This is a genomic window from Martinezella paranaensis (assembly GCF_014200235.1).
GTDB classification, from domain to species: Bacteria; Pseudomonadota; Alphaproteobacteria; order Rhizobiales; family Rhizobiaceae; genus Rhizobium; species Rhizobium paranaense.
The window spans coordinates 184,918-197,513 of sequence record NZ_JACHBI010000002.1; the positions used below are offsets into that span (position 1 = coordinate 184,918).

Consider the following 12,596-nt stretch of genomic DNA (forward strand, 5'->3'; position numbering starts at 1 on the left):
ATTCTGTCGGGCGATCTCTCGGACACTCACCCGAGGTCGAACTCTTCCCAGATCGCCGCATTATGCTCGCCGACATGCGGGGCTGCACGTTCGAATTTTGGCCGCTGCCCGTCGATACGAACCGGCGAGCGCGTGGTGCGCACGGAAATGCCGTCCTCGCGACCGACGGTCTGCAGCATATCAAGCACGCCAAATCCCTCACTCTGCAACAGCTCCGGCCAGTTCAGCACCTTGGCACACCAGATATCAGCCGGCTCCAGGATTGCCAGCCAGTCATCCACGGTACCAGTGGCAATCCGCGCCGAGATCAGCGCCTTGATGTCATCGCGCGCCGTGAACCAGCTTTTCGGATCGTCGCGGTAGGGCGCGAGTTCATCCATGCCAAGCAGATCGGCGAGCTTCGAAATCGGTGTCATGGCAATGGCGAGATAGCCGTCGGCAGCGGGATAAACGCCATAGGGCGCGGAGAGATAGGCATGGGCGCTGCGGAATCCAGAGCGTTGGGGCAGCTTGTTGCCGCTATTCATGTGAACAGTCAGCACCTCTACCTGCAGATCGACCAGCGCCTCCAGCAGGCTCGTTTCCACCAGCCCGCCTTTGCCGGTGACGCCGCGGCGCACCAGCGCTGCCAGAATGCCTTGAGCCGCCGCCGCACCCGCCAGCATGTCGCCGATCGCCAGGCCGAACGGCAGAGGCCCCTGCCCCTCGTCGCCGTTTAGCCACATGACGCCGGAGCGCGATTGCGCCAACAAATCCTGCCCCGGACGCGACACCCAGGGACCTTCATCACCGTAGCCGCTGATCGAGCAATAGACGAGGCGCGGATTGATCTCCTGCGCCGCCGGATAATCCAACCCAAGCCGCTCGATCACCCCCGGCCGGAAATTCTGCACCAGGACATCAGCCTTGGAGATCAGCTTGCGCAGCGCCTGCATGTCGCGCTCACTCTTCAAATCGATCGCTAGGCTTTCCTTCGAACGATTGATTGCGTGGAAAATGGTCGAATCGCCGCTCTCGGTATCGCTGAGATAAAGCCCTCGCGAGAGATCGCCGCTTTCCGGCCGCTCGATCTTGATGACCCGGGCGCCGAGATCCATCAGTCTGAGGGTGCAATAGGGTCCGGACAGGAACTGGCTCATATCCACGACCACCAGGCCGGCCAACGGCAATTCCTTCTCCACCACCATGACTATTTCCGCTTCCTAGCATCGATCCGGCAGGCGGCGCATCCCCGCTTCGGCAGATTTTCGCCCGCCGAATCCCCTGCGTCCCGCGCCTCACTTTTCTTATGTGAATAGTATTTTCACATATGGATGATTTTTGCAAATGAAAAGAGGCGCCCTGGTCACGCGATCCTTCAGCGAAGACCGCGCGAAAATGCGCTATAGCTTTCGCACCAATTCGGATTGTTGGAAGGAGACTTGAGATGACGACAGTCAAATTGCTCGATGATGCGGAGATCGAGGCGATCCCGGCGGTGAAGGCCGTTTTCGATGACATTCGCGCCGTCAGAAAATCCGATTTCGTCAATAATTTCTGGCGCGGCCTCGCCAATGATCCGGCACTTTTGAAGCGCACCTGGGAAGGGCTGAAGGCGGTGATGATGGCTGACGGCACGCTCGATCCGCTGGTGCGCGAGATGATCTATATCGCCGTGTCCACCGCCAACGGCTGCACCTACTGCGTCCACTCCCACACCGCCGCCGCCAGGGCAAAAGGCATGACGGATGCACAGCATGGCGAATTGCTGGCCGTCATCGGCCTTGCCGGACAGACGAACCATTTGGTGACGGCGATGCAGATCCCCGTCGATCCGGAATTCGACGTCAGCCGTCGCTGATCTCACAAAAAACCCGCCGGTATAGTCCGGCGGGTTCCCTGATAAATCATGCGCTGTTTCTTATCGGTCTGACTGTTCCGCGGTCTGGCTCTCCGCAACGACGGCGGCGACATCGACACCGTTGTTGACGACCAAGAGACGCTTGCGGACGAGAACGCCCATGACCCGGGCGGCGGTCGAAAAGGTCATCGTGTCGAGAGGACCTTCGCCTTCCCAGGGCTTGGTCAACCGTTCCGTAACGGCCGAGACGATGTTGTTGGGCACGATGTCGGTGCATTCACGCATGGCTTCGAAAACGACGCTAACGGGAATAATCTTCCCTTCGAACATCACGATCGGTTCAGTGACTTCTGTGTCCCATTCCTCGAAAGCATAGAGCGCTTCCCTGAAGAGCTGCTGCAAAGTAATGGGGGCATGACCCTCATGAAGGGGCGGCAAGGCATTGCTCATGTCTGTCTCCTTTCAAGTGGAAGTCCGGCGCATAATTTGAAAAACTATCCGGTCTCTCGCAGAGAGGCCTACGCGCTGCTTCTGAATTTGGCGCACCCCGAACGCATTTGATCGGACAAGCGGCGCGGCAAACCATTTCTGACCGGCGCAACGCGGGATAACACGAAATGTTCCCACCGGTCACTTAACTTGATCGAGTCTATAGATTAATCCCGGCTTGAAAAGCCTCTTTCGAAACTTTCTGCGATTCCCTATATTTTTGAATGGTTTCGCCGTAGTCTGACTAGACACCAATCCCTGGAAGAGACGCGAATCCCTTCCTCGGCAACGAAAGGACAGCCATGAGCAACGATCATGAACACGATCATGGCGAGCACCACGAGCCGATCGATTGGCGCGAGCATGGCGTCAAAATCATCCCCGGCAATGCGCTCGATCCGAACACAGCGCAGACGCCGGGCATGAACCGGGCCACCGCCATCAATCATGCCCGCGCGGGCGCCGAGAAGATCTGGGCCGGAACGGTGACGATCCACGCCAACGCCAAGACCGGCGCACATCATCACGGCGATCTTGAAAGCATCATCTATGTCGTCAAGGGCAAGGCGCGGATGCGCTGGGGCGAGAACCTAGAATTCGTCGCCGAAGCCGGCCCCGGCGATTTCATCTTTGTGCCACCCTTCGTGCCGCATCAGGAGATCAACGCCAGCCGCGACGAGACGCTGGAATGCGTCCTCGTCCGCTCCGGGCAGGAGCCTGTCGTCGTCAATCTCGATATCGAACCGGTGGAAAAGCCGGAAGAAGTGCTCTGGAAAGACCCGATCCATCGCTGATTTGCGCAATTTCGATGCATTCGAAATCCGCATTGCACAAAAATCTACTATCTCTATAGAAAATTAGTTCACGATCCGCCGTACGCTAAAAAGAGTTTTTCAGAAGTGCTGCGCACAACAAATGATCCTGCTTCGCGTGACCCACAACCGTCTGAGATGATCCATGTGGTCAACGAGACAATGGCGTCTCAATCACATGGAACAGGATTTCCCATGACGAAAAAGTCTTCTGAAGGTCTAACTGCGCAGCGCTTCTCGCGCCGGACTGGCCTTGCAGCTCTCATCGCCTCCGCTGTCGCCGTCTTCGGCTTGACGGCAGCCGCCCCTTCCTTTGCCGCCGACAAGACGATCAAGGTCGGCATCATGAGCGGCGAAGATGAAGACGTCTGGCGCGTCGTCACCGCGGAAGCCGCCAAGAAGGGCCTGAAGATCGAGACCGTGGCCTTCAACGACTACACCCAGCCGAATGAAGCGTTGGAGCGCGGCGAAGTCGACGCCAACGCCTTCCAGCATCAACCTTATCTCGACAACCAGATCAAGCAGCACGGCTATCATATCGTCCGCGTCGGCTATACCGGCGTCTGGCCGATCGGCCTCTACACCAAGAAATACAAGACCGTTGCGGATCTGCCGAAGGGCGCGGTCATCGGTGTGCCGAACGACCCGTCCAACGAGGGCCGCGCGCTACGGGTGCTGCAGAACCAAGGCGTCATCAAGCTCAAGGACGGCACCGGCATTCTCGCCACCACCGCCGACATCGTCGAAAACCCGAAGAACGTCGAGATCAAGGAACTCGATGCCGGAATCGTCGGCCGCTCGATCGACGATCTCGACGCCGCCGTCGTCAACACCGACTGGGCGCTGAAAAGCGGGCTTTCGCCGAAGGACCGCATTGCCCAGGAGCCGATCGACGGCAATCCCTACCGCAACTTCATCGCCGTCAAGCAGGGCAGCGAGAATGAGTCCTGGGTGAAGACCCTGGTCGCCTCCTACCAGAACGATACGGTCAAGGCCGAGTTCGACAAGGTCTACAAGGGCACGGGTCTCAGCGCCTACTAACACCAATTCAGCGGCGGGGGCAGCGCTGAGCGCCTGGGCGGCCGGGGCATTCCTGCTCGGGTCGCCTTCGGTGTTTTCCGACAGGATGCGACATTCTCCAAACGATCTCCCCCCTTGTGGGGAAGATGTCACGAAGTGACAGAGGGGGATGCCAGAAGTGCGGCACATTCAAGGGCCGCTTTTTGCAAAGAGAACCACCATGAATCCCTTCATCCCAGCCATAGCCATTAAAGGACATACTCCGCCCGGTAGATCAGAGAGCGATGAGATCGTCCGCCTCGTCAATGTCCGGCGCCGTTTCGGTACGAACCCCGCGCTCGACGGCATCTCGCTTGCGGCCCGCCGCGGCGAGATCGTCGGCATTATCGGTCGCAGCGGCGCCGGCAAGTCAACGTTGATCCGTTGCTTGAACGGGCTGGAGCGCGCCGATAGCGGCGAAATCCATATCGAAGGGCGTGATATAGCCGGCCTGTCGGAAAACGAGTTGCAGCCGCTGCGCCGCCGCATCGGCATGATCTTCCAGCATTTCAATCTGCTTTCGGCAAAAACGGTCGAAGGCAATGTCGCCCTGCCGCTGAAGATCGAAGGTGTTGCCAAGGCGGAGCGGCTGGCGCGGGCCCGCGAGCTGCTCGAACTCGTCGGTCTTGCCGACAAGGCGAAGGCCTATCCTTCGGCTCTCTCGGGCGGACAGAAGCAGCGTGTCGGCATCGCCCGAGCGCTGGCCGCCCGCCCCGCTCTTCTCCTCTCAGACGAAGCCACCTCCGCGCTCGATCCCGAGACGACACGATCGATCCTGACGCTGCTGAAGGATATCAACCGCAAGCTCGGCCTGACCATCCTGCTGATCACCCATGAGATGGAAGTGGTGCGCTCGATCGCCGATCGCGTCGCCGTTGTCGATGCCGGTAAGATCGTCGAAGAAGGCCCGGTCTGGCAAATCTTCGCCAATCCGCAGACCGAGATCACCGCAAGCCTGCTCAGCATCATCCGCCCGCAACTTCCTGAGCATATTGCGGAGCGCCTGTCGCAGACGTCGGGTGTCGAGGCGATACTGAGCGTCGATCTCGCCGGCCCGGCCGCGCAAGGCGCGCTTTTCGCCGAGCTTTCGGCGGCGCTGCCGCATTCCTTCCGGCTCGTGCATGGCGGCATTGATCATATTCAGAACGAGCCCGTCGCCCGCTTCTTCATCGCCGTGCCGACACGCGATGCAGCACTGCCGGCACGGGTGACTGATTTTCTGACGGCCCGGTCCGCCCGGGCGGAGGTTTTAGGTTATGACAACTGACATCATCCTCGGCCTGCTCTGGCGCTCATTCTGGGAAACTGTCTGGATGACCGGAGCATCCGGCCTGATCTCGCTCGTCATCGGCCTGCCGCTCGGCCTCGCCCTGGTCGTCACCAGCCGCGACGGCATTGCCGAACAACTCACCGTCAACAGCATCCTCGCAGCGCTGGTCAACGGCTTCCGCGCCGTGCCTTTCATCATCCTGTTGATCGCCTTGATCCCGCTGACACGGCTGATCGTCGGCACCGCACTCGGCACGACTGCGGCGATCGTGCCGCTCACCATCGCAGCAATTCCCTATTACGCCCGCATCGCCGAAGTCTCGTTGCGCGAGGTCGATCGTGGCCTGATCGACGCCGTGCGCGCCATGGGCGGCAACCGCTGGACCATCATCCGCGAAGTGCTCGTACCGGAAGCCCTGCCCGGCATCGTCGCGGGCTTCACCGTGACGCTGGTGACCCTGATCGGCGCCTCGGCCATGGCCGGCACCATCGGCGGTGGCGGCCTCGGCGATCTGGCGATCCGTTATGGCTACCAGCGCTTTGAGACCGGCGTGATGATCGCGGTCGTCATCGTGCTGATCGTCTTGGTCTGCGGCATGCAATGGCTCGGCGACCGCCTCGTCGCCAAGCTCGATCATCGTTAGGACGAGCGCTTATTCGTGATGACGGAATGCGGCTGCCGGATGACTTGACGGCAGCCGCCCATCGCCGCGGCCAAACAATTTCTGGCGTAACGTCCCCTCGGCATAATCCGTCTTGAACAGCCCGCGTTCCTGCAACACGGGAATGACGAGATCGACGAAATCGCGCAGGCTTTCCGGCGCGACCGTCCGTGCCAGATTGAAGCCGTCAACGCCGCCCTCTTCCACCCAGACCTGCAAGCAATCGGCAATCTGCTCAGGCGAGCCGACCATCGGCTTCTGACGGCTGCCGAGCACCATCTGGTCGATGATCTGCCGTGGCGTCATCGCCGGCTTGCCGCTGACAACGGCAAGCGCCGATTGATTGGCATTGGTGGTCTTCTGCTCGATCGGCTCGTCCAGGCCGAACTTGGAAAGATCGATGCCGATCGAGCTGGAATAATGCGCGAGCGACGCCTCGACGCTGGCATGCCGGCGATAGTCCTCCAACTTGTCCTCGGCTTCCTTCTCCGTCCGCCCGACGACGACGGTGATGAGATTGAGGATGCTGAGATCATCGGCTTGTCGGCCGAAGTGAACGGCCCGTTGCCGAAGCGCCTCCGTCAGTGGCCTTGCGCCCTGCAGCGTCGGGCTCGCGATGAAGACGCATTCGGCATGGCGCGCGGCAAAATCCTGCCCGCGCGCCGAAGCGCCAGCCTGAAACAGCAACGGCGTGCGCTGCGGCGACGGTTCGCTCAGGTGAATGCCATCCATCCGATAATGGCTACCCTCGTGCCGGACGGCCCGCACCTTGGACGGATCGGCGAAGAGCCTACCCACCTTGTCGCGCTTGACGGCATCATCGTCCCAGCTTCCCTCCCAGAGCTTATAGACGACCTCCAGGTACTCTTCGGCGGCATCATACCGAGCATCGTGATCCGGCTGGCGCTCCATGCCCATGCTGCGGGCAGCACTATCAAGATAGCCGGTCACGATATTCCAGCCGATGCGGCCCTTGGTCAGATGATCCAGCGTCGACATGCGCCGTGCAAAGAGAAAAGGCGGCTCGTATGTCGTGTTGACGGTAACGCCGAAGCCAAGATGTTTGGTCACATAGGCCATGGCCGACAATGGGATGATCGGGTCGTTGACCGGTATCTGCGCCGCCGTCCGGATCGAGGTCTCGGGGCTGCCCTTATAGAGATCGTAGACACCGACGACATCTGCCAGGAAAACGCCGTCGAGCTTGCCGCGTTCGGCCGTGCGCGCGAAATCCACCCAGTAGTCGAGGTCGGTATAGTTCAACGCAGTATCGCGCGGATGCGTCCAGAGGCCGTGATTGATGTGCCCGACGCAGTTCATATCGAAGGCATAGATCCGCATCGGCTTCATGGCCTTGTCCTCAACTCTCGACGTCATCGTCCTGCCTGTTCCTTGACTGATCGCAAAAGACCCGGAGTTTCACAATATTTGGAAGTGCGTTGCGGGGGATGCCGCAAATCCGGAATTTTATATCTCTATATTTTCTATCAATTTTACAATGATTAATACGGACCGGCTGCATCGTCAGCGGTTAAAGATCATTTCGCAACACCACGCCGGGGGAAACATGACCATCAACAGACGCAATTTCTTGACCACCACAGCCGTCGCTGTTTTTGCCGCGACTTTCGGTTCTTATGCAAGTGCCGCAGATGTAACGCTCAATATTGGCTATCAGCCGATCGTCGAGCCGTCGCGCGTACCGCAGGCCGACGGTGAATATGACAAGGCAACCGGCGCCAAGATCAGTTGGCATAAATTCGACAGCGGCGCCGATGTCGTTGCCGCCATCGCCTCGGGCTCGATCGATATCGGCTATGTCGGCTCCTCGCCACTTGCCGCCGCCGCCAGCCGCGAACTGCCGATCGAGACCATCTTCGTCGTCGGCAACATCAGCGACGCGGAAGCGCTCGCAGTCAAGGGCATAGACAAGCCGGAGGATTTGAAAGGCAAGAAGATCGCGACACCTTTCGTCTCCACCTCGCATTACAGCCTGCTGACCGCGCTGAAGCATTGGAACATCGATCCGAAATCGATGCAAATCCTCAACCTGCGCCCGCCTGAAATCGCCGCCGCCTGGGAGCGCGGCGATCTTGATGGCGCCTATGTCTGGGATCCGGTGCTGTCGCAAATCAAGAAGAACGGCAAGGTCCTCGCGACATCAGGAGATGTGGCAAAATGGGGTGGCCCGACCTTCGACGCCTGGATCGTGAGCAAAAAATTCGCAGACGCTCATCCCGACGCCGTGACCGGTTTCGTTCAGGTCACCGGCAAGGCCTATGCTTCCTACCGCGCCGATCCGGCGAGCTGGAGCGCGTCGTCGCCGCAAGCCGCCGCGATCGCCAAGCTCACCGGTGCAAAGCCGGAAGAGGTGCCGGAACTGCTGAAAGGCTATTATTTCCCGACGCTCAAGGAGCAGGCGAGCGCCGAATTTCTCGGCGGCGGCACGACGACCGCGATCGCCCAGACATCTGCCTTCCTGCTGGAACAAGGCAAGGTCCCCGCCGTGCTGAAAGACTATGCACCCTACGTCAACGCCAAATTCGTCACCGATGCGGCGAAGGCCGGCCTCTGATTCACGCGTTCGGCGCAGACCGGAGTTTTCCGGCCTGCGCCCATTCACTGGAGTACCCGCGCATGAGCATCCTGTCCCTGCAATCCATTTCGCTGAACTTTCCGGGCGGCCGTCGGGGGCAGAATAGCCATCGCGTGCTCGATAATCTGACACTGCATATTGCCTCCGACGAATTCGTCACAGTCATCGGCCGTTCCGGTTCAGGCAAGACCAGCTTGCTCAATCTAGCCGCTGGCTTTCTGACGCCTTCCGAAGGGCGCATCCTCGTCGACGGCAAGGAGATCGAAGGGCCGGCCGCCGACCGGGCTGTCGTCTTTCAGGATGATGCGCTTTATCCCTGGCTGAATGCTCGCGACAACATCGCCTTTCCTTTACGCCTGCACGGCGTGCCGAAAGAGGAGCGCCGCCGCCGCGCCGATGCTTTGCTCGCCAAAGTCGGTCTCGACGGCGCCGGTGACCGCAACATTTGGGAACTATCTGGCGGCATGCGCCAGCGTGTCGGCATCGCCCGCGCGCTAGCCTCCGATCCGCGTTTTCTGCTGATGGACGAACCGCTCGGCGCACTGGATGCCCTGACCCGCACGCGCATGCAGCAATTCCTGCTGAAGGTCTGGTCGGAGAGCGGCACAGGCGCGCTGTTGATCACACACAGCATCGACGAAGCCCTGATCCTTGCCACCCGCGTCATCACCCTGGCGCCGAATCCCGGACGCATCACCGCCGATATCCCGCTTTCCTTCGGCAAGCGTTACCTTGCCGGCGAGCCGCTTGCCGAGATCAAAGCTTCGGCTGAATTCAAAAGGCTGCACGATGAGTTGACCGGCCTGATCCACGACGAGACTGAGGAGGAGGCCGCGTGACCGCCGATATCGAAAAAATCGCAGCCATTGACACCCAATCCGACGCAGGGACTACTGGCAAAACCAGCTCGTCCAGCTCGACGCTGTGGATTTCGCTTGCAACTGTCCTGGCGCTATTGGTGATCTGGGCGGTCGCAGCGGCCTATGGCATCGTCTCGCCGGTCTTTCTCCCCTCGCCCTGGACCGTCGCGAAGGCGATTTACACGCTGAACACTGCCGGCTTTGTCGATTCGACGCTGGCCGAACACGCATTCGCCAGCCTGTTCAGGATTTTTGGCGGCCTCGCCGTTTCGCTGGTGATCGGCATTCCCGCCGGGCTGGCGATTGCCACCAGCCGCATCGGCAAAGGCATCCTTGACCCGATCGTCGAATTCTTGCGACCGCTTCCGCCGCTCGCCTATCTGCCGCTGATCATCATCTGGGTCGGTATCGGCGAAGCCTCGAAGATCACCGTCATCGCGCTCGCCATGCTGCCGCCCATCATTCTATCGACTGCCGCCGGCGTGAAAGCCGCGCCTGTCGACTATATCAATGCGGCCCGCTCCTTCGGCGCCGGCAGAGCGCAGGTGTTGCGCCATGTCGTCCTGCCGGGCGCCATCCCGTCGATCCTCACCGGCATCCGCATCGCGCTCGGCGCCGGCTGGTCCACGCTCGTCGCGGCCGAACTGGTCGCAGCCACACAGGGCCTCGGCTTCATGATCCAGTCGGCGGCGCAGTTTCTGGTGACCGACATCGTCATCAGCGGCATCATCGTCATCGCGCTGATTGCCTTCCTGTTCGAAATCGGCGTCCGGCTGATTGAACGCCGCTTCGTACCTTGGTCAGCTCATCGCTGAGCCGATCGTCAAAGCTGACCCTACTGCTGTCCAGCCACCGGCACGACGGAATTCTGCCGCGCGTCGAGATTGAGCATAGGCACCGAGGCATTCGGCAGCATGGTGGTCGGCAATTGCCCGTTCCATTTTTCCGCCTGAGTGAGGAAGATCAGGTTGGGATTGTCACGCAACGCGTCGCCGCGCGCCTTGATCGCTTTTGCCTCCGCATCTCCACGGAGCTGGATCGCCTGTGCATCGGCTTCCGCCTGCAGCCGCACGGCGTCGGCCTGAGCCTGCGCATCGGCGCGGCGTGCATCGGCAGCCGCTTGGGCCTGTGTCACAGTGATTTGCGCCTGCACCTTTTCCCGCTCGGCGTTCTGCCGCAGCTTCTGCACCTCGACTTCGGCCAGCATGCGCTGCTCTATGCTGTTCTCATAGGCATCGGAGAAATCGATATTTTCGACCTGGACGCTGTCGATCTGCACCGGCCCCTGAATGCCAGCCTCGATCGCCGCCTGAACATCGGTATTGAACTGCGCCCGGTTCTGAATGACGGAGGCGGCGGTGAATTTGCCGAACACAGTCTTCACATCCTGCGGCGCGCGGCGCGAAATCAACCGCGATTCCAGGTTACCGAGCGAACCGAATTCGGAATAGACTTTCTCGACCGCATCCGCCGGCACATGCCAGGAAATAGTCACGCGCATATCGGCGGGCTGCTGGTCCTGTGAATAGGCCTGCATCTGTTGATGCTCGCCGGTCTGGCAGCTCGTGCCGCTCTGGCAGGTCCAATAGGTTACCTGCTGGGTGACGGGAATTTTGACGACGGTTTCAATCCACGGCAGTTTGAAATGCAGGCCCGGTTCCGCGGTGCCGACCATGGCCCCGGTGCGAAGGATCACACCGCGCTCGCCCTGGTCGATCGTGTACCATGAGCTGAAGATGATCATTGCAACGGCGATAACGGCGACAATGCCCAAAAATGCTGTCATTCGGCTCCTGGTTGCCACAGACGCCACGTCGATTTCCCGGTTCGCCATCGATTTCCTCATCATCTCTTCGATGGCGGAGACATAGATGAGTCGGCGCGGAAATGCACCCATTGCGGGTCTGCATGGCGAAGTTACAGCTTCAGTTTCTAGTCACCGGCTTCGAGCGCATCCGCGACACCGTTTCGCGCTCCGCCCGCTTGCAGCGCATTGGCGGCAGGCCGCGATCCATCAGGTCCATATCTTCCAACACCATGTCGCCCATTTTCTTGAAGGCGCTGTCAAGGGCACCGGCGCGATGCGCCGAGCGGATGAAGCCTTTGAGGCCGCGCACCGGATGGTCCTTGCCAAGCGGTTCCTCCGGATAGACATCGCTCGCCGCAACGATATGGCCGGAGGCGACCTCGGCCATCAATGCGTCGAAATCCACCACATCGGCACGGCTGAGCAGGATGAAGGCCGCCCCCTTGCGCATGCGCGCAAAAGCCTCGGCGCCGAGAAAACCCTTGTTCTCGCTGGTGACGGAGGCCACCACGAACAGGAAATCGCTGCCCGACAGCACCTCGTCGAGGCCGGCCGGCTGGACGCCATGTTCCCTGAGGATCGAAGGCGGCATCCAAGGGTCGAACACCCTGACCGTCGCGCGAAAGCCCGACAGCACCCTGCTCAGCGCCTTGCCGAGATCACCGAAGCCGACGATACCGATATCGCTGCCGGAGATCAGCCGGGCCTTGGCATTGCCATCACCGCCCCAAAGCTCCCTGCCCTCGCGAAAATCGAGATCCGCATCGACGATGCCGCGTGCCAGGCTGAGCGCAAACCCGAGCCCGATTTCAGCCACCGGCTCGGCAAAGACCTGTCCGGTCGTCACGACATGAATGCCGCGCTGGAACAGGACATCATAGGGCATGTTGTTGATGAGATTGCTTTCGACATTCAGGATGCAGCGCAGGCGCGGCATGCGGTCGAGCGTGTCCTTTGAAAGCGGCGGCTGGCCGATGATATAGCGCGCCTCGCCGAGCACATCGTCGCCAAGCCCGGCAATATTCTCCGGATCCGCCTCGACGATCCGGTATTTCGAATGGAGGAGCGACAGCGCATCCTTGCTGAAGATGAGTTCAAGCGAGCGCGGCTCGGGCGCGCTGATGGCCAAAGGCCTGTTATCAGTCGACATGAAAGTCTCTCCCTATTCTCAGAGACGATCCAATATCATTCGACCAGCCAAA

At 60.4% G+C, this 12,596-nt stretch carries 13 protein-coding genes; 8 read left to right on the forward strand and 5 right to left on the reverse strand.

Going from position 1 to position 12,596, the window contains the following annotated elements; translation table 11 throughout:
- Window positions 1–26: 26 nt before the first annotated feature.
- A complete protein-coding gene (locus GGD50_RS06950) occupies window positions 27–1,187 on the reverse strand; it encodes a CaiB/BaiF CoA transferase family protein (protein ID WP_107109057.1) in 1,161 nt (386 codons plus the stop codon).
- 239 nt (window positions 1,188–1,426) lie between these two features.
- Between GGD50_RS06950 and GGD50_RS06955 the strand changes: the two genes are divergently transcribed.
- Window positions 1,427–1,840, forward strand: coding sequence for a carboxymuconolactone decarboxylase family protein (locus tag GGD50_RS06955; protein WP_107109058.1), 414 nt, complete (start codon window positions 1,427–1,429; stop codon window positions 1,838–1,840).
- A gap of 60 nt (window positions 1,841–1,900) precedes the next feature.
- On the opposite strand, the gene GGD50_RS06960 is transcribed toward GGD50_RS06955, so the two are convergent.
- On the reverse strand, window positions 1,901–2,290 hold the full coding sequence (locus GGD50_RS06960; RefSeq protein WP_107109059.1) for a BRA0787 family protein: 390 nt from the start codon (window positions 2,288–2,290) through the stop codon (window positions 1,901–1,903).
- 341 nt (window positions 2,291–2,631) lie between these two features.
- Here GGD50_RS06960 and GGD50_RS06965 point away from each other — a divergent pair, with 341 nt between their 5' ends.
- From GGD50_RS06965 to GGD50_RS06980, 4 genes are all read left to right on the forward strand, one after another.
- The gene (locus tag GGD50_RS06965; protein ID WP_107109060.1) at window positions 2,632–3,123 is read left to right on the forward strand and encodes a cupin domain-containing protein; all 492 of its coding nucleotides are present in this window, start codon (window positions 2,632–2,634) and stop codon (window positions 3,121–3,123) included.
- 213 nt (window positions 3,124–3,336) lie between these two features.
- Window positions 3,337–4,182, forward strand: coding sequence for a MetQ/NlpA family lipoprotein (locus tag GGD50_RS06970; protein ID WP_107109061.1), 846 nt, complete (start codon window positions 3,337–3,339; stop codon window positions 4,180–4,182).
- Between the two features lie 199 nt (window positions 4,183–4,381).
- Window positions 4,382–5,467 carry a methionine ABC transporter ATP-binding protein gene (locus GGD50_RS06975; protein ID WP_107109062.1) on the forward strand — a complete coding sequence of 362 codons (1,086 nt, stop codon included), beginning with the start codon at window positions 4,382–4,384 and terminating at the stop codon, window positions 5,465–5,467.
- Window positions 5,457–6,113 carry a methionine ABC transporter permease gene (locus GGD50_RS06980; RefSeq protein ID WP_107109063.1) on the forward strand — a complete coding sequence of 219 codons (657 nt, stop codon included), beginning with the start codon at window positions 5,457–5,459 and terminating at the stop codon, window positions 6,111–6,113. Before GGD50_RS06975 ends, GGD50_RS06980 begins: the two co-directional genes overlap by 11 nt.
- Before the next feature lie 9 nt (window positions 6,114–6,122).
- Here the strand turns inward: GGD50_RS06980 and GGD50_RS06985 are convergent, their stop codons facing one another.
- Window positions 6,123–7,481, reverse strand: coding sequence for an LLM class flavin-dependent oxidoreductase (locus tag GGD50_RS06985; protein ID WP_107109453.1), 1,359 nt, complete (start codon window positions 7,479–7,481; stop codon window positions 6,123–6,125).
- Window positions 7,482–7,698: 217 nt separating this feature from the next.
- Here GGD50_RS06985 and tauA point away from each other — a divergent pair, with 217 nt between their 5' ends.
- The 3 genes from tauA to GGD50_RS07000 all read left to right on the forward strand — a co-directional run bounded on the left by tauA (window position 7,699) and on the right by GGD50_RS07000 (window position 10,402).
- Window positions 7,699–8,706 (forward strand): taurine ABC transporter substrate-binding protein, encoded by a 1,008-nt coding sequence (gene tauA / locus GGD50_RS06990; RefSeq protein ID WP_107109064.1) that lies wholly within the window; start codon window positions 7,699–7,701, stop codon window positions 8,704–8,706.
- A 62-nt stretch (window positions 8,707–8,768) separates the two neighbouring features.
- Window positions 8,769–9,566, forward strand: coding sequence for a taurine ABC transporter ATP-binding protein (locus GGD50_RS06995; protein ID WP_107109065.1), 798 nt, complete (start codon window positions 8,769–8,771; stop codon window positions 9,564–9,566).
- Window positions 9,563–10,402 carry an ABC transporter permease subunit gene (locus GGD50_RS07000; protein WP_107109066.1) on the forward strand — a complete coding sequence of 280 codons (840 nt, stop codon included), beginning with the start codon at window positions 9,563–9,565 and terminating at the stop codon, window positions 10,400–10,402. Before GGD50_RS06995 ends, GGD50_RS07000 begins: the two co-directional genes overlap by 4 nt.
- Before the next feature lie 20 nt (window positions 10,403–10,422).
- Here the strand turns inward: GGD50_RS07000 and GGD50_RS07005 are convergent, their stop codons facing one another.
- Both GGD50_RS07005 and GGD50_RS07010 read right to left on the reverse strand, forming a co-directional pair.
- Window positions 10,423–11,421 carry a prohibitin family protein gene (locus GGD50_RS07005; RefSeq protein ID WP_107109454.1) on the reverse strand — a complete coding sequence of 333 codons (999 nt, stop codon included), beginning with the start codon at window positions 11,419–11,421 and terminating at the stop codon, window positions 10,423–10,425.
- A 91-nt stretch (window positions 11,422–11,512) separates the two neighbouring features.
- Window positions 11,513–12,544 carry a hydroxyacid dehydrogenase gene (locus tag GGD50_RS07010; RefSeq protein WP_107109067.1) on the reverse strand — a complete coding sequence of 344 codons (1,032 nt, stop codon included), beginning with the start codon at window positions 12,542–12,544 and terminating at the stop codon, window positions 11,513–11,515.
- Window positions 12,545–12,596 lie beyond the last annotated feature (52 nt).